Here is a 14,634-nt window from a genome sequence, read left to right on the forward strand (position 1 = left end):
GGTCGACGTCACGAGCGGTGGACACATGAACCGCGTCAGGGGCGCTGCTGTGGTCAGCTCTTCCGTGCCGACGAGGCCGCGAACGCGGCGATCCGGGCCTGCGAGTCGGGGGTCGCCATCGACACCCCGATCGAACGAGCCTCCTCGCTCAGCTGTTCGGCGAACGTGCGCTCGGGCTGCGAGCGCACGAGCCGCTTGGCGTGCCCGTATGCCTCTGCAGCCCCGTCGAGCCAGAAGCGGGCGACCTCTTCGGTTCGCTCGCGCACCTTCTCTGCTTCGTCCGAAGAGTCGCCCCCTTCGACGACCTCCGCGACGAGCCCCCACTCGACGGCCTCTGCGGCCGAGAGCAGGCGATCCTGCAGCACGAGTTGAAGGGCCCGACGCTGCCCGATCGCGCGGGCGAGCTGTGCCGAGACGGAGAGATCAGGGGTGAGGCCGATGTTCGCGTACAGACTGCCCAGGCGAGAGCGCGAGCCGACGACGGCGTAGTCGCTGCTGAGCAGGATGCCGAGGCCGCCCCCGGCCGTCGTGCCGTGGGCCGCCGCGACGACGGGAACCGCAGACTCGGTCAGGGAGCGGATGCCTGCGTTGATGACCTCGGCGAGCGCAGTGATCTCGTCGCCGGAGCCCATGGTCGTCGCCATCTCGATGACATCGCCGCCCGCGCAGAACGCCGGGCCCGCGGCATCCACCAGGATCGCCTTCACGTCGGCCCGCGATGTCGCCTCCGCCGTCGCGTCACGCCAGGCATGGGCGAGATCGGCATTGAAGGCGTTGAGTCGCGCAGGGCGGTTCAGCGTGAGCCTGGCCAACCCCTCATCGACGGAAAACAGGATGGCATCGCTCATGGCATCTCCTTCGAGCACAGGACGGATGCCCTCAGGCTAATCGCGATCAGGATCCATCCCGCACCCGCTTGGCGAAAGCCTCCATACGCCGCCTGGTGCCGTCGAGTCGCATGTCCACCTGTCCGGGTGCCAGCACCTCGTTGGGAGCGAGCGGGTGAGCGAGCCTCACATTCTCGTGGCACGAGAGGTCAGCGCAGATGTAGGTTCCCACAGAATCCCCGCGCGCCCCCGCGTCGCCGGCCCTCCGGGCGGAGAAGAGAGCCACCTGGTTGCCGGGCTGCATCGTGTGGCAGATGTTGCACATGCCCGCCCGGCCCCGGCCGGGATCCGAGACCCGCAGCACGAAGCCCGAGATCTCGCCCTCGTGCTGGATGAGGATGTAGCCGCGTCGACCGGCACTGGGGTCGCGCCAGGCGAAGAAGTCCAGATAGTCCCAGTCGATCAGGACGAAGTCGTGCGGCATCTCCATGACCCGCAGCTCATCCTCGTCCGCGTTGACGAAGGACGCACGGATGTCTGCTTCGGTGAGCGCTCGCATCCGTCCAGTCTATGAACACCACGAGTCACCGGCGTCGGTGGTCCGCGACTACCCGGCGGCGCGCTGCATCGCCTCGTCCGCCTCCGAGACGATGTTCCGCATCGCGGTCGCCGCGGCATCCCCGTCACCGCTCGCCACCGCGAACGCGACATCGCGATGCCATTGGACCGCGCTCTGGTTCGCCACATGCGGCATCAGATCGTGCGCAGTCCTGCCGCGGAGGACCGCTTCGACCATGCCACCGAGAGCGGCGAGCATCCCGTTGCCCGAAGACTCGAGCAGCAACCGGTGGAAGCGGATGTCGGCGGTGAGGTAGCGTTCACGATCGGCGTCGTGGTCCTCCTGCCCCATCGCGACCACGAGTGACACGAGATCGACCTTCTGCTCGGAGGTCGCCGTGCCTGCGGCGAGCCTCGCGGCCAGGGGCTCGATCACCGAACGCAGCTGGCTGAGCTCGCGGAGCTGCGCGTCTCGCCCGGGCCCCGCCAGCGTCCAGGCGATCACCTCCGGCGCGTAGACGTTCCATTCCGATCGAGGACGCACTTCGACGCCCGACTTGCGGCGCACCCAGACCAGCCCGAAGGACTCGAGAACACGCACGGCCTCGCGTGCGGCAGAGCGCGAGACTCCGCGCTCCTGGGCGAGTTCGACCGTGAGCATCCGCGAGCCCGGGGCATGCACGCCGTCGACAATGGCTCGACCGAGCTCCGCGACGAGCGAGTCGTGAACGGGGCTTCCGGCGCTGGAGACGGTCATATGTCGAGTATGCCCGCGACGACCTCGTCACGCGGTACGTCTCACACCTTTGTTTCGATTATGTTGCGCATGACGTGCTATGCGTGCTTATTATGTACGGCATAAGGTCGTAAACCACGCCCGGATCAAGGAAGCTCATGGCACTTTTCACCCCCGCCGCTGACGCGCTCATGACGGCCGTCACCGACGCCGCATCCCCCGACCGCCCCGCCGGGCAGCTCATCACCGCCGCCGTGATCGGCATCGCGGTGATCATCGTGCTGATCACCTGGGTGAAGCTGCATCCTTTCCTCTCGCTCACCATCGGCGCGCTCGCCACCGGCGCGATCGCCGGCATGGACATCGCCGCCTCTGTCACCAGCTTCTCGACCGGATTCGGCACGACCATGGGCGGCGTCGGCATCCTGATCGCGCTCGGGGCGATCTACGGCAAGCTCCTCGCCGATTCGGGCGGAGCCGACCGCATCGTCGACACTCTCGTCAGCCGGGCCAGCGCACGCTCGCTCCCCTGGGTGATGGGCCTCATCGGCGCCGTCATCGGGCTGCCGATGTTCTTCGAGGTCGGTCTCGTCCTGCTCGTACCGGTCATCATCCTCGTCGCGCGTCGCTCCGGCGCTCCCCTGATGCGCATCGCGATCCCGACGCTCGCCGGGCTCTCGGCGATGCACGGACTCGTCCCGCCGCACCCCGGACCGCTCGCCGCCATCGACGCGCTCGGCGCCAACCTCGGCCTCACCCTCGCGTTCGGCGTCATCGTCGCGATCCCCGCCGTGATCATCTCCGGCCCCCTGTTCGCGCGATTTGCGGCCCGCTGGGTCGACGTCCCCGTTCCTGAACTGTTCGTGACCGAAGAGGACGAGGGCGTCGAGCAGCGTCGCCGCCCGTCGTTCGGCGCCACGCTCTTCAGCATCCTGCTCCCCGTGTTCCTCATGCTCGCGAAGGCCGTCGCCGACATCTCGGCCGCCGGATCCGATGCCCCCTGGAAGGTCGCCCTCGACTTCCTCGGCACACCCGTCATCGCACTGCTGATCGCCGTGCTCGCCGGATTCTTCATCCTCGGCCGCGGAGCCGGCTTCGACCGCACGAAGATCAACGACATCGTCGGCTCCTCGCTCGGCCCGATCGCCGGCATCCTGCTGATCGTCGGCGCCGGTGGCGGTTTCAAGCAGGTGCTGGTCGACACCGGCATCGGCGACGTGATCGCGCAGTTCGTCTCGGGCTCGTCGGTCTCCGTCCTGATCCTCGCCTGGCTCGTGGCCGTGGTCATCCGCGTCGCCACCGGATCTGCGACCGTGGCGACCATCACCGCCGCCGGCATCCTGCAGCCGCTCACCGAGACACTCGACTCCCCCATGGTCGCGCTGCTCGTGCTGGCGATCGGCTCGGGATCCGTGTTCCTCTCGCACGTCAACGACGCGGGGTTCTGGCTCATCAAGGAGTACTTCGGTCTCAGCATCCCGCAGACGCTGAAGTCCTGGACGGTGCTCGAGTGCCTGATCTCGGTCACCGGTCTCGCCGGCGTCCTCGTCCTGAGCATCTTCGTCTGAGCGCGCCATGATGTCCGTCAACGCTCCCGTCCTCGTCTTCATGGGTGTCGCCAGCACCGGCAAGTCCACGGTCGCCGCGATGCTCGCCGGCCGCCTCGGCTGGGCCTTCGAAGAGGGCGACGACCTGCACCCCGAGGCGAACGTCTCCAAGATGGCGGCGGGTCATGCGCTCAACGACGACGACCGCTGGCCCTGGCTCGACCGCATCGCCGAGTGGATCGACGAGCGCATCGAGGCCGGCGAACCCGGCATCGTCACGTGCTCGGCCCTGAAGCGCAGCTATCGTGACGTGCTGCGCCGCGATGCGGTCACGTTCGTCCACTTCGCCGGCGAACGAGAGCTCATCCTCGATCGGATGCTGCGCCGCCAGGGCCACTTCATGCCCGCGACGCTGCTCGACTCGCAGTTCGCGACGCTCGAAGCGCTCGGAGACGACGAGAGGTCGATCGAGATCGACATCGCCCTGACGCCCGCCGAGCAGGCGGCGCAGATCGCCTCACGACTGCGCCTGCATCCCGACTACTGACGGGACCCCGCGTTACGGCGCGTCAGCCGAGCTCCCCCGACCCGTAGGGCCGGATCGGCTGCTGCCGCTGGAACTCGTACTCTCCGCCCTGTCGCCCTCCGAAGGGCCGGCCGTGGTCGGCGAACTCCTCGCGGTAGTAGGCGAGCCGCCAGGTGCCGATCTCGATCCGAGAACCGGTCCGAAGGATCCTGGCATCATCCTTGCTGTGCGGCAGATTGGGACGCCCGCCTCCGGTCGCGGCGAACGAGTAGAGCACGTACTCGTCATCCTCGTTGTGTCGGATCTCGGCATGACGGGCTTCCAGTCCCTCCAATCGCAGGTCGGCTTCAGGTCCGGACCCGATGACCGTGCTTCCAGGGAGAAGGTCGAACTCCCGCGGCCTGCTGAAGTTCCAGTCACCTGAGCCGACCGCGAAGATCAACCGAGGTCGACCGGACCCGGGGAGGTAGTGGGTCGTCGTGACCCGCCGACGGACTCCCCGAGACACGGTGGGCACAAGGGGGAACAGCGTGGGCGGCGTCATCGGAAGCCGGAAGCCGTCGCCACCGTCGCGGTGGGATGCCTCGGACAGGAGGGTCGCGAGGTGTCCGAGTTTGATGTGCGACGAGCCGACGATCGCCCGCCCGACAGGACCGGGCTTCACGTCGCCGAGCTGAACGAGCGTCCCCCGCGGACCTTCCACGCGCACGGTGATCCCGCGCCGCGCGAGTCCGTCGGCGAGCGGGCCGAGCTCAGCCAGATCATGTCGGCTCATGCCGCCCAGACCAGGACTGGACTCGAAGGTCACGACGACCTCCGTACCCGCGGCGCGGACGCTGAACCGCGTCGGGGGGCCGCCGTCCGCGGCAGACTGCTCCACATTCAGGTCGATATCGAGACGGAGCATCGGAGTGGATCTTCCTCAGTGCGAGCCCGAGTCACCGGATGCGCTGTCACTGGTCGTGACCCGCAGTGTGCCGTTGAACTTCCACGTGGCGCGAGGGGCATCGGGTCCGATATCCCGTGGCACCTCGACGGTCATGTCGTCGAACGTGTAATTGACGGCCGCACCACGACCGGTGAGATACGCCCACATCTCCCGCCCGAGGTCTGTCCAGTCGGTGATCGATGCACCGGTGGGTCCGGATGTCGAGTCGAACAGTTCCGCAGGTTCGTTCGGATCGCTCATGGCGTGCTCCTTCGCTCGGTCCATGTCTGTGAGTCAGATTATGCGCCTGCATACTCCGGCTGTCCAGAGATATCTGAACTCGGTCTAGAAATAGACGTCGACGCCGTCGGCGACTCGACACCGGATCGAGTCGGGCGACTACTCGGTGCCGCAACGAGAAAGGCCCCGATCGCCGCGTATCCGCGGGTATCGAGGCCTTCGTTCTGGTGGGGTCTTCCCGTATCTCATTTCGACCTACTCTCTACTGGCGCCGCGAAACGCTATTCCTACGTGTTTCCCAAGCCATCCTTTCGTTATTCCCATGCGCGGCCCCAACTGCCCTACTCCCGTCTGGGTTCCGCGCATTCGAAACAGCCGCGAGCAGGCCCGGGGAAGAAGGGCGAGAAAACGGCGGCTCGGGCGGTGTGCCGTAGATCGACTCGGCATACAAGACGGTCGCCTCGATTCGCCCCTCGATAGCGGTTCGGAGAGCAGTGCGTCGTGAGCATCCAGGGAGATCCTGCCCACATCGAACGACCTGACCGAGCCATAGGGTTCACTCATGGACCAAGAGACTGCAAACCTGCTCGGAGTCGTGATCAGCGTCGCCGCTGTGCTCGGCACGTGGGTGCCGCTCCTTCGACGCGGACCGAAGCGGCGCCTGCAGTTCTACACGCCTCTGCCTGGCACGTTCTCCGACGCTCATGCTGCGGCTGCCGTGGTCCGTGGGCACCCGCAGAAGACGACCGTAGTACGAGTGGCGAACACCGGACGAGTATCGCTGCCTACGGATGACTGGGACGGCCCCCTTGAGGTCCGCTTTCCCGGCCGTGTCGTCGAGTCCGCGGAGCAAACAGGGGCGCGGCCCGCTGATCTCCGCGTGTTTCTATCGGTGGACGGCGACCGTGCGACCATCGCACCGCTTCTCCTCAACAGCACTGATTTGGTGGAACTGACCATCACAACAGATGCTCCGTCACCAGTACGTGTGCACGCGCGCATCAGAGATGTCGTGAAGGTAGGCCGCAAGAAGTGGGTTTATCCACCTGGCACCGGGAAGGACGGGGCACTCTTGCGCGGCGACAAGATTATGACCTTCGTCGTGTTTCCGGCGCTGTTCTTCGCGCTCGGGCTCTTCCTCTTCCTGAACACTGACGAGAGCGCCGTCCGGACTATCGCGATCTGGGCGCTGCCCGGCATCGCCGTGGGGTTCATCGGTTTTATCGGGATCGCTGTGCGACGTAGCCGTGCTTGGCGGCCATCTCCTCAGTAGCGAGGCAACGCTCGGCCACATAAGGGAGCGGATCATTGACCCGGTTGATACCGGAATAGCCCGCCGGTGAGCCGCTCCATCTCCGCGTCGATTCTCCTGAAGATAGACTTCGGCTCGCTCTCTCCGCTGTCGAACGCAACCTCGAGAGCTCCGTCGATGGCAAGGCTGCGCACCGCGCATACGACGAACGCGAACAGCAAAGTCCGAGTTGGGGTGAGGACCCGGAGGTACGGGAGCACGTCGGGCGCGATGTCCACTTCGACGCCCTCCGCTTCGTACTTCTCGAGTTGGCGTACAACCTCGAGCTGTTCATCGGCGATACGGTGAATCGAGGCTCTCATCGACTCGTCGGTGAGGCCGACCAACGTTTTGACCTGATCCAGGTCGATGGTGAAGAGAATCTCATGCGCGCTCTTGTTCCGGAGCCGGTTGAAGCTTCGGATTGCTCGAACCAGAGGGACGTCCACGGCAGCTGTCGCTTCGGCCAAGGCCAGCTTGTGTTCAAAGCGGGCGTTGCCCCAGTCGATAGCGTCCGGCCGTTCGAGCTTGGTGCGCGTCACATATTCGAGCAGAGCCTCGATCCAGAGATGACCACGAAGCAGCACACCCATGTCGTCCGCATCTCGCAGCGCGTCAACCAACTCGGCGAAGTGCACACTGTTCAAGTCGGCGCTCTTGATCCCCACACATCGAACGTAGAGGACAACACATCATCACGCATCCAGCCTGGTAGAGCGGAGGCCCGTCTGCGAGCGCATGTCTTAGCTGCGCTCAGCCGCTCTGTATCCCGCAACGTCGCCGCGTGCGCCAGTCCCCAGTTTTCCTGCTGACCCCGCCTCGCGGATCCATGTCTACGAGAACTATGTATGGATCTCACCGGTGAAGCAAAGGGCGATACGGGTCCCCCCAAATGGGGGACAGACGACTTGATGCCCTCGCTCGTAGCGTCAACGAGACGCGCGGGATGGCTTCAGCGCACGAACCACGTTCACCACTCTCGCTCGCAGGAAGGACGAACTGATGAGTCCGAAGGTTGTGAGCAAAATGAGAGCAGGTCTAGCCCTTGCTCTTACTCTGCTCGCTGGCGCCACCTCCGCTCCGGCGAATGCGGACACGGATTCTCCTCAGGCCAGCCCTGGTGGGATTTCACAGCCCCGTGGTGGAACCTGGTAATCAAGAATCGAGAGTCTCATGACACACACGCACTCCTTGTTCTCGCAGTCATCGTGGTTCTGGCCGCGGTCGCGGTCGGCTTCGTGTACCTCATCGTCCGCGCCACACGTAACCGGCGATAGCAGAGAGCGCCTGCGGCTTTGGCGCTGAACAGCAAGCCGGTCTACGACGACCTGGTGCGCGAGCACTCCTGGACACGGTCGAAACCCGCTCCGATGCAACTCAACGCGCGTCATGCTGACACTCGCAGGGCCGAGCCGCCCCGTACGCGTCCGTGCTCAGTCCGCCCATGCACGAGCGGTGGACGCCGAACGAGCAGTCGATGCACCGGTGCACTCCGTCGGCGGCGAGGAGTCGATAGGCCTCCCCCGTGGTGATGTCCAGTTCCTCTGCGATCCGCCTGACCTCCCAGCCGTAACTGTCGGCCAGCAGTTGTGCCATGCGCGCCTGTCCGCAGCGTGCGGTGCGGGCACTCCGTCGAACCGCACCAGTGATCTCGGTCGCTCCCGCAGAGCGTTGGCTAGGCTGGCTGTCACTCATAGATGGCCTCCTCAGGTCCCTTGGGTGGTGGAGCGGCTCCCGTGATTGCAGTCCCGGAGCCGCTCCTCTTTGTATCTGTCGCTTCCGTCATGGATAGCGGTTCCACTGTGGACCTCTTGGGATTCTGCGGGCAACAGAGCCTGTGGATAACCATGTTGATAAACTGAGGACAACCGCCGATTATCTGTGGATAAGATCTCGGTGGCGTCAGGGTCTCATCCGACCATCACTCGCGACTATCAACCTTTGAACAGGTATTTCTGCGCCTTCCACAGCATGTGACAGCACGTGCATCCAACAAACCTTCATCCGGTGCATGAAATGTGCAGAATCGGGGGAAAATCAAGCCGAGAATTGTGCCGGATGCCGCTAGTTGGGGTTGTCGAAGTCGACGTTCTCGTCACCGGCAACGGCGCGTACCTCTTGCAGCCTCCCGTAGCGCCGCTCCATGGTGGTGGACATGAATCAGACGACGAGAGACATCGCGCGAGCACTTCTCGACCTCTACTCCGCGCACGCCACCAGCGAAGATGCAGCGGAGGAGCATGCGGCGTTCGACACGGCCATGCGGCGGCTGAACGACGTCGAGGGAGTCATCGCGACGATGGATGATGACGGGCACCTCAGCCTCGATTTCACTCCGATCCTCACTGCCTCGAACATCATCTTGCTGTGGGCGCTCGATAAGCTCGTCGACGAGACGGGCATGCCGGAAGGAGCTCTACTGTTCGATCTCCGGGAGTTCCTCGAGCGCGTCGGCCGTTGACAGCCGAGGACTACTCGAAGTGCACCGTTCGCCTGACAGGCGTGACAAGTCAGCTGGCCTGCGCGAAGTCCTGAACCGCGCGAGCGAGACGCCACGCATAGTCGAGGAACTGGCTTCGTAGCGGACTCCGCCCCGCGGACACTCCCTGGCTCGCCGTCAGCATCCAGAAGGTGCTAGCGTCCATGCTCGCCTCCCCCTTGCCGCCATGGTGCGCGGCGACGCCGTTGCGGACCTGACGGAGAGCGGTCTAAAAGTCTTTGTCAGTGTTGATGGGTTTGAGTTCTTCTTTGAGCTTCTGCGAGGCAGCGAGATACTTCGCCGGTGACGCGTGCGATGGAGTGCCGGGCCGGCTGATCTCACGTATGGCGTCACTGATACGCTTCGGGACCTTCTGCAAGGCCTCATGCAGGTGCAGCGCCAGATACTTCTCCCAGACGTACCTGTCGTCCGATGACACCATCAGCCTGTGGATGAGAGCCTTCGTCTCGTAGTCGATGAGCGTCAGGTAGAAGATGAGCTCAACCACAGGTCGATGCGATGCCCAGTCGGGGCGTTGCTTGAGCATCACGATCACGTGGGCGGCGTCCTGCGCTGCTTCACGTGCCGCGGCGACAGCATGCTGAAAAGCCGGCTCGTCGAACTCGTCCTCGAAGGTCACCCTGCTGCTGCTTCCATACGGCGCAGCGTGTTCTCCAGCGCGGCAGCTGCGTCGGGGCGAGAGCACTGCACCCTCCAATTGAGTCCCTGCGCGCTCGTCAGATCGAGATTGCTGTAGAGCATGATGGGGAGCACCGGATTGTTGGAGAAGCGGCGGTCCGGTCCCCCTTTCTTGTTGACGTACTGCCACGTCTGTCCGACCTTCACTGAGTCGCGAGGGGTGACGCCGGGCGATTCGATGAACTGCTGCTGCCGACCCTGCACACGCAGGTGAGCGTACGAGACATCCGTGTAGGTCTTCCCGTCACGGACGAGGACACGGTCCGGCAGAAAGTGAAGACTCGTCTTCCCCGCGACGACGGTGGGCACGGCCACATTGGTCGCGAGATGCTTCGGACCGGTCAAAGATGCACTCGCGTCAATCTTCTGGACGATGTTGCTCGCGCCAGCGTTGCGCTTGTGCTGATGCAGGGTGTGCACCTGGCCCGATGCCACTGTCCGCCACAGCTTCGTAGCGTCGGTGAACCATCCCCAGTTCGTCATCAGCTCTTCGAACTGTTGGGCGGCGGCGTCGTTCACGTCGTAGAACACGACGGCCTTCGTCTTGGCGGCGTCACGCAGGAATAGCCACCAGCACAAAGGGATGGCGAGGACCCAGATGATGAGGCCGAACGGGAGGGTCGCCGCACCCAGGATGACGGCGGCGGCAAGGACCCACCATCCGATGCGCGTGTGGCGAGCAGCCGCATTGAGTTGCTCAACGATCTCGCCACCACCGGTGGGCTGCATGTCAACCGTGGTCGCCCCGGTCACATCTTCGAGAACCACTGCACCCGGGTTGAAGGGGACGTTGACGGGTGTCGGCGTAAGCCCTGCTCTCACTCCACCAGCAGGGGTGCCGTTCAGCGAGGTCCGGTAGTAGACGCCGTTCGCCCCCATGTGAACATAGTTGCCGCGGGGGCCGGAGCCCACCCGGAAACCCGGAACTCCGACGCTGACACCGACACCCGACTTGCTCAGGTTGAAACGGAACGGTCCCGCTTTGACACTCTTGCGGACGTAGAAACCCATGTTGCTCTCAAATCAGTTGGCTAGAAGGCGCTGCGCCGACCGCCCCGGTCGGCCCCGGCAGCAGCGCCTAGACATCCGGATCCGGCAGACGTCCCCCGGCCTTACTGACGTCGGGTTGCGGCTGCGGCGATCCTCATCTTGGCAGTATGTGCACGAGGCACCTGCGGGGGCTAAACCTCCGGCGTACACAACCGCGTCCCCCTTTGCGCCAGCTAACACTTCCTGACGTACTTTCTTGCGCCTCTCGCGCCGAGCGCAGGCACCCCCGAGGATGTGTTCAAGGAACGCACAAAAAGGGGCACCATGTACTTCGAAGTGAGCAATGACGCAGGCGGTCACCCGACCTGGAAGCTGTTCAGCGCGAATCACCAACTCGTCGCCTGGGCTGGCGAGAGCTTTGCGAGTACGTTCAACGCGCAACGTGCCGCGCGTGCGTTCCAGGCCGCCGCATCGGTCGTCTTCTACGAGGTGTATCTCGACGGCGGAGGTAAGTACCGTTGGAGGGCACTACGCGGAGGCAATAAGGTCGCAGCCTCCGGCGAAGCGTTCGCAAGCCGCGACAACGCGGAGCGAGCGAAAGAGAACGTCCGAACCGGAGCGGGCGGCGCTCGGGGCGTGTAAAGCGGGTTCGTTCTGGGTGATCTGATCCGTGCCCACGCTTGAGCGCGCTCATCTTCTAGTGCTCACGCAACCGCCTCACTACGAACCGCTATCGTCAAGACAGTTCATGACGACGACAATCGCCGCCGGCAACGTCGAATTGCAAGTTGCTCTGGAGGGCGAAGATGGTTTTCAGGAAGCGCCGACGCGACTATGCCCTTCAGAGCGCACCGCCCCAGTTAGACCCCGATCTGCTGATAGGCGCCGCGCTCGTCGACGTGGTCGTGTCGTGGTCAAATTGGTGCCACCGACGTGTCGACAGCTTGCATCCTCTCGAGGGGGAACGCGGCCGCCGACGCCACTCGATAGATTGCACACCGCCACCGGATCCGCGGTTGCTGGTTGAGGCGCATCACCGCGGTGCGCCGAACATCGGACCAGAGCACGGACAGATGATGCTTCCGCTCGCAGTGATCGGAAAGCATGCTCTACGCCACTTCGACGCTCGGGATGGCAACGGTAATCCCATGCCGATCCTGCGTAGTGACGAGATCACTCAACTGCAACTGTCTATGCTTCGCTTCATGTTCGGCGTCGACGGCGTGGAGCTGACAGACCAATGGGACAGCATTCTTGCGGAAGTCTTCGGCTCACGCGGCGCCGCTGAGCAGACAGACGCGGTTCGGGAACTCATACGAACCGGGAAGTGGGACAGCGAACGCGTGTGGTGGCCGTCTCGTTCCATGTCGGATGCGACCAAAGGCATGATCGCTACCTTCGCGACAAACTTCCTCCTCGTCGCCATCATCGACTCGCAGGACGCCGGAGTCCGACAGGTCCTCAAGTACTCCTATCACTGGCAGATGCATCGCCCTGCTCGTGAGAAGTGGATCTCGCCTTTCATCGCATTGGGAGGCGAACGCCGACTGCAGGTGGATCTCGACCAAGCGGCTGCAGCGCGCTCATACCACTTGGAGTTCCAGGTGCCGGGGGAGCTCGAATGTGCAGGTCTTATCCTTCCGCCCTCGGACACCGCGCCCGCCGTCTCCGGCGGAGAACTCGACGAGAGCCGAGCTCCAGTCGCGCATGCTCACGCCTCGTACGCCGCCAAACCAGCCGATCCGGCGTCCATCTTCGTACGGCTCCCCCGTCAAGGACTCTGGTTGGCGACGACAATCGCAGCCATCTTCACGACAGCGGTCGTCGCGGTGATTTTGTTCCCCGTGCAAGCAACCGCGGTGTGGCTGGGATCGCCTGAGTCGGCCGCTGCGCTCCTCATCGCCGCCCCCGCTGTGTTCTTCGGCCTGTTGCTCACTGGAGGTCGCGAGAACCGTCTGGCAACCGGACCGCTCGGCTTCCTGCGAGTTCTCCTCTTCACGTGCACGCTGTCACTGTTCGGAATGGCCATCGGCATCGTCGCGAAGATCAGCACCGATTGGTTCGCACTCCTGCTATGGTTCATCTTCGTCTGGAACGCCGCCATCTCCGCCTTCCTTCTGCTTGGTCGGCTCGCGATCTGGTTTGTGAGCAAGATGTTCCCGAGAACCCGGAAAGTCTGACCTTCCGCGTAGAGTCTCAAGTTATAGTGAGGGAAAGAGGAGAGGTCCAGTGATGAGCAACGCACAGCACTCCGGGAGCAGCAGCACCCGAGGCCGCATCGCTTTCGGCAACAGCCGAATCAGTTCGCTCGGCTCAGCCGACGCCATGATTATCGGCTACAACTCCCCGCAGCGAGTGGAGCAGTACCGCAGCCCGCAGTCCTGGGTTGGGCGTAGTAAGCCCTCGCAGTTCTCGTCCTGAGCTCGGCGTAGCGTCCAACGCTACCTCTCGCTGCCAAGGTGCAGACTAGTCGGAGCGCGACCAATAAGGTGCGTGCGCTGTTCCCATCGCATGCACAGGTCTTCTCTCCCACCGTTGCCGGCCCACCGCAAGTCAAAGCATGAAGATCGTCGCGCATCGGGAAAACATCGCCGCATTTGGCGAATCCGACCGACTGAAGTGTCACTCGTCACGACGAAGTTGTGACGGTGCTGAGCCGCATCGCCGATGAACACGCCGATGCTCTTACACGGGAACTCGAGGTCAGGGACGTGAACACGGTCGAGACAGTGCTGTGACAACTACTACTTCGGCTGGGGAAGGCACTCAGCCTGAATCGCTCGCAACGCCGAATCATCCCCCGAGCGCGCGGTCTCGACGACCCGCTCCAACCACATCGTGCGCGTCTCGCCATCGGAATGGTCACGAACCTCACGGAGGTTGCCCCATTCAGCCAACTGGTCAAGCGCGACCTCGGCATCATCAGGTCGAGCTGATTCCGCAGCGATGACGTATGCGGACAACCACTCGCAACGCCATTGAAGCGCTGCAGCGACCTCGCCCGTACCCTCCTCGAAGTTACCCTCGGCCTCCCATTCGCCCGGCGGGGTCGCGGGGAAATCTCTACCCGCAGGAAGCGAATCGGCGAGACGCTCCGCCGCGCTCGTGTACTCCTCCGCGAAACCGTCGAGATCGGTGAAGGTGGTCGTAGGGGTAGGAGTAGGCAACGCAGTTTCGGGGCGTCCCTCCAGCTCGGCGTCCGCGCCGGTGCAAGCGCTGAGCGTTATCGCAGTCGGAATCAACAACCACGCCACCCATGCTCTATGTGGTCGCAGTCCTTGACGCGTCACCGCGTCGCTCCCACGCTCACCCCGTACTTCTCCGCGTTCTCTGTCATTGACACGTATACGGAGTCTTCACCCGCCCGCTGCACGAAGACCGGGGGACAGTCCAGATCCTCGACCGACAACACGCCCTCGCCGAAACGGCCTGTGATCTCCCCGCAGCTATGCCGAGACTGACTAGTAGTCGTGAGTCCGCTCGCGCGGTACACGCTGTCCACGATGAAGATCGAGAATGTCACGGATCCGTCGTTGTTCTCCCTCACACCGAAAAGTGCTCGCGTCTGGATCGCGTCCAGTGGTTCGGTCTCGTAGCTCCTCGCATCTGTCAGGAAGATCGAGATGATGTCCTCGGTCGAGATCTCGCTCGCCGCAGAACGCTCCGCGAGAAGGTCAGTGGTCTGAGTCGTCGTAATCTCCAGTGAGAGAGCTACCCCCCGCTCGGCCTCAGTCACAGCTTCTTCGTAGATGCGCTGGCCGCTATCGCACCCGGCGAGCCCGTTGATGAGTAACAGCACAGCCGCTGCCGCGA

The 14,634-nt window shown here is 64.0% G+C and carries 18 protein-coding genes; 6 read left to right on the forward strand and 12 right to left on the reverse strand.

Annotated features, from left to right (window positions below; all coding sequences use genetic code 11):
- Positions 1-53: 53 nt before the first annotated feature.
- From ACTJKH_RS07200 to ACTJKH_RS07210, 3 genes are read right to left on the reverse strand one after another with little or no spacing between them, the layout of a single operon-like run.
- On the reverse strand, positions 54-848 hold the full coding sequence (locus tag ACTJKH_RS07200) for an enoyl-CoA hydratase/isomerase family protein (protein WP_440736337.1): 795 nt from the start codon (positions 846-848) through the stop codon (positions 54-56).
- 46 nt (positions 849-894) lie between these two features.
- Positions 895-1,386: an FBP domain-containing protein gene (locus tag ACTJKH_RS07205; protein WP_440736338.1), complete on the reverse strand. Its 492-nt coding sequence runs from the start codon at positions 1,384-1,386 to the stop codon at positions 895-897.
- Between the two features lie 48 nt (positions 1,387-1,434).
- Positions 1,435-2,142, reverse strand: coding sequence for a FadR/GntR family transcriptional regulator (locus ACTJKH_RS07210; protein ID WP_440736339.1), 708 nt, complete (start codon positions 2,140-2,142; stop codon positions 1,435-1,437).
- A 137-nt stretch (positions 2,143-2,279) separates the two neighbouring features.
- Between ACTJKH_RS07210 and ACTJKH_RS07215 the strand changes: the two genes are divergently transcribed.
- Both ACTJKH_RS07215 and ACTJKH_RS07220 read left to right on the forward strand, forming a co-directional pair.
- Positions 2,280-3,689 (forward strand): GntP family permease, encoded by a 1,410-nt coding sequence (locus ACTJKH_RS07215; RefSeq protein ID WP_440736340.1) that lies wholly within the window; start codon positions 2,280-2,282, stop codon positions 3,687-3,689.
- A gap of 10 nt (positions 3,690-3,699) precedes the next feature.
- Complete coding sequence (locus ACTJKH_RS07220) at positions 3,700-4,215, forward strand: gluconokinase (RefSeq protein ID WP_440736440.1); 516 nt, start codon at positions 3,700-3,702, stop codon at positions 4,213-4,215.
- Between the two features lie 22 nt (positions 4,216-4,237).
- Here the strand turns inward: ACTJKH_RS07220 and ACTJKH_RS07225 are convergent, their stop codons facing one another.
- The gene (locus tag ACTJKH_RS07225; RefSeq protein ID WP_440736341.1) at positions 4,238-5,101 is read right to left on the reverse strand and encodes a hypothetical protein; all 864 of its coding nucleotides are present in this window, start codon (positions 5,099-5,101) and stop codon (positions 4,238-4,240) included.
- 15 nt (positions 5,102-5,116) lie between these two features.
- Positions 5,117-5,383: a hypothetical protein gene (locus ACTJKH_RS07230; protein ID WP_440736342.1), complete on the reverse strand. Its 267-nt coding sequence runs from the start codon at positions 5,381-5,383 to the stop codon at positions 5,117-5,119.
- A 541-nt stretch (positions 5,384-5,924) separates the two neighbouring features.
- On the opposite strand from ACTJKH_RS07230, the gene ACTJKH_RS07235 reads away from it, so the two are divergent.
- The gene (locus ACTJKH_RS07235) at positions 5,925-6,635 is read left to right on the forward strand and encodes a hypothetical protein (protein WP_440736343.1); all 711 of its coding nucleotides are present in this window, start codon (positions 5,925-5,927) and stop codon (positions 6,633-6,635) included.
- Positions 6,636-6,667: 32 nt separating this feature from the next.
- On the opposite strand, the gene ACTJKH_RS07240 is transcribed toward ACTJKH_RS07235, so the two are convergent.
- Positions 6,668-7,321, reverse strand: coding sequence for a hypothetical protein (locus tag ACTJKH_RS07240; RefSeq protein WP_440736344.1), 654 nt, complete (start codon positions 7,319-7,321; stop codon positions 6,668-6,670).
- A 709-nt stretch (positions 7,322-8,030) separates the two neighbouring features.
- Positions 8,031-8,249, reverse strand: a complete 219-nt coding sequence (locus ACTJKH_RS07245) for a hypothetical protein (protein WP_440736345.1) — start codon at positions 8,247-8,249, stop codon at positions 8,031-8,033.
- 559 nt (positions 8,250-8,808) lie between these two features.
- Here ACTJKH_RS07245 and ACTJKH_RS07250 point away from each other — a divergent pair.
- Entirely contained in the window at positions 8,809-9,114 is a 306-nt protein-coding gene (locus ACTJKH_RS07250) for a hypothetical protein (protein ID WP_440736346.1), read from the forward strand.
- A 49-nt stretch (positions 9,115-9,163) separates the two neighbouring features.
- Here the strand turns inward: ACTJKH_RS07250 and ACTJKH_RS07255 are convergent, their stop codons facing one another.
- The 3 genes from ACTJKH_RS07255 to ACTJKH_RS07265 all read right to left on the reverse strand — a co-directional run bounded on the left by ACTJKH_RS07255 (position 9,164) and on the right by ACTJKH_RS07265 (position 10,842).
- Positions 9,164-9,298, reverse strand: a complete 135-nt coding sequence (locus tag ACTJKH_RS07255) for a hypothetical protein (RefSeq protein WP_440736347.1) — start codon at positions 9,296-9,298, stop codon at positions 9,164-9,166.
- Positions 9,299-9,361: 63 nt separating this feature from the next.
- On the reverse strand, positions 9,362-9,772 hold the full coding sequence (locus tag ACTJKH_RS07260) for a hypothetical protein (RefSeq protein ID WP_440736348.1): 411 nt from the start codon (positions 9,770-9,772) through the stop codon (positions 9,362-9,364).
- On the reverse strand, positions 9,769-10,842 hold the full coding sequence (locus ACTJKH_RS07265; RefSeq protein WP_440736349.1) for a DUF4236 domain-containing protein: 1,074 nt from the start codon (positions 10,840-10,842) through the stop codon (positions 9,769-9,771). Before ACTJKH_RS07265 ends, ACTJKH_RS07260 begins: the two co-directional genes overlap by 4 nt.
- Before the next feature lie 303 nt (positions 10,843-11,145).
- Between ACTJKH_RS07265 and ACTJKH_RS07270 the strand changes: the two genes are divergently transcribed.
- Positions 11,146-11,463, forward strand: coding sequence for a hypothetical protein (locus tag ACTJKH_RS07270; protein WP_440736350.1), 318 nt, complete (start codon positions 11,146-11,148; stop codon positions 11,461-11,463).
- A gap of 506 nt (positions 11,464-11,969) precedes the next feature.
- On the forward strand, positions 11,970-13,001 hold the full coding sequence (locus ACTJKH_RS07275; protein WP_440736351.1) for a hypothetical protein: 1,032 nt from the start codon (positions 11,970-11,972) through the stop codon (positions 12,999-13,001).
- Between the two features lie 564 nt (positions 13,002-13,565).
- Here the strand turns inward: ACTJKH_RS07275 and ACTJKH_RS07280 are convergent.
- Positions 13,566-14,075, reverse strand: a complete 510-nt coding sequence (locus ACTJKH_RS07280; protein ID WP_440736352.1) for a hypothetical protein — start codon at positions 14,073-14,075, stop codon at positions 13,566-13,568.
- Positions 14,076-14,107: 32 nt separating this feature from the next.
- Positions 14,108-14,620 (reverse strand): hypothetical protein, encoded by a 513-nt coding sequence (locus tag ACTJKH_RS07285; protein ID WP_440736353.1) that lies wholly within the window; start codon positions 14,618-14,620, stop codon positions 14,108-14,110.
- Between the last annotated feature and the right edge of the window lie 14 nt (positions 14,621-14,634).

The sequence above is a fragment of the Microbacterium sp. 22215 genome (genome assembly GCF_052045655.1).
GTDB classification, from domain to species: Bacteria; Actinomycetota; Actinomycetes; order Actinomycetales; family Microbacteriaceae; genus Microbacterium; species Microbacterium phyllosphaerae.

Excerpts from the sequence above, each read along its gene's own strand:
- ACTJKH_RS07215 (WP_440736340.1), top strand. The coding sequence starts at position 2,280 with ATGGCACTTTTCACCCCCGCCGCTGACGCGCTCATGACGGCCGTCACC.
- ACTJKH_RS07265 (WP_440736349.1), bottom strand. The coding sequence starts at position 10,842 with ATGGGTTTCTACGTCCGCAAGAGTGTCAAAGCGGGACCGTTCCGTTTC.
- ACTJKH_RS07230 (WP_440736342.1), bottom strand. The coding sequence starts at position 5,383 with ATGAGCGATCCGAACGAACCTGCGGAACTGTTCGACTCGACATCCGGA.
- ACTJKH_RS07255 (WP_440736347.1), bottom strand. The coding sequence starts at position 9,298 with ATGGACGCTAGCACCTTCTGGATGCTGACGGCGAGCCAGGGAGTGTCC.
- ACTJKH_RS07250 (WP_440736346.1), top strand. The coding sequence starts at position 8,809 with ATGAATCAGACGACGAGAGACATCGCGCGAGCACTTCTCGACCTCTAC.
- ACTJKH_RS07200 (WP_440736337.1), bottom strand. The coding sequence starts at position 848 with ATGAGCGATGCCATCCTGTTTTCCGTCGATGAGGGGTTGGCCAGGCTC.
- ACTJKH_RS07275 (WP_440736351.1), top strand. The coding sequence starts at position 11,970 with ATGCCGATCCTGCGTAGTGACGAGATCACTCAACTGCAACTGTCTATG.
- ACTJKH_RS07270 (WP_440736350.1), top strand. The coding sequence starts at position 11,146 with ATGTACTTCGAAGTGAGCAATGACGCAGGCGGTCACCCGACCTGGAAG.
- ACTJKH_RS07205 (WP_440736338.1), bottom strand. The coding sequence starts at position 1,386 with ATGCGAGCGCTCACCGAAGCAGACATCCGTGCGTCCTTCGTCAACGCG.
- ACTJKH_RS07235 (WP_440736343.1), top strand. The coding sequence starts at position 5,925 with ATGGACCAAGAGACTGCAAACCTGCTCGGAGTCGTGATCAGCGTCGCC.
- ACTJKH_RS07225 (WP_440736341.1), bottom strand. The coding sequence starts at position 5,101 with ATGCTCCGTCTCGATATCGACCTGAATGTGGAGCAGTCTGCCGCGGAC.
- ACTJKH_RS07245 (WP_440736345.1), bottom strand. The coding sequence starts at position 8,249 with ATGGCACAACTGCTGGCCGACAGTTACGGCTGGGAGGTCAGGCGGATC.
- ACTJKH_RS07220 (WP_440736440.1), top strand. The coding sequence starts at position 3,700 with ATGTCCGTCAACGCTCCCGTCCTCGTCTTCATGGGTGTCGCCAGCACC.
- ACTJKH_RS07210 (WP_440736339.1), bottom strand. The coding sequence starts at position 2,142 with ATGACCGTCTCCAGCGCCGGAAGCCCCGTTCACGACTCGCTCGTCGCG.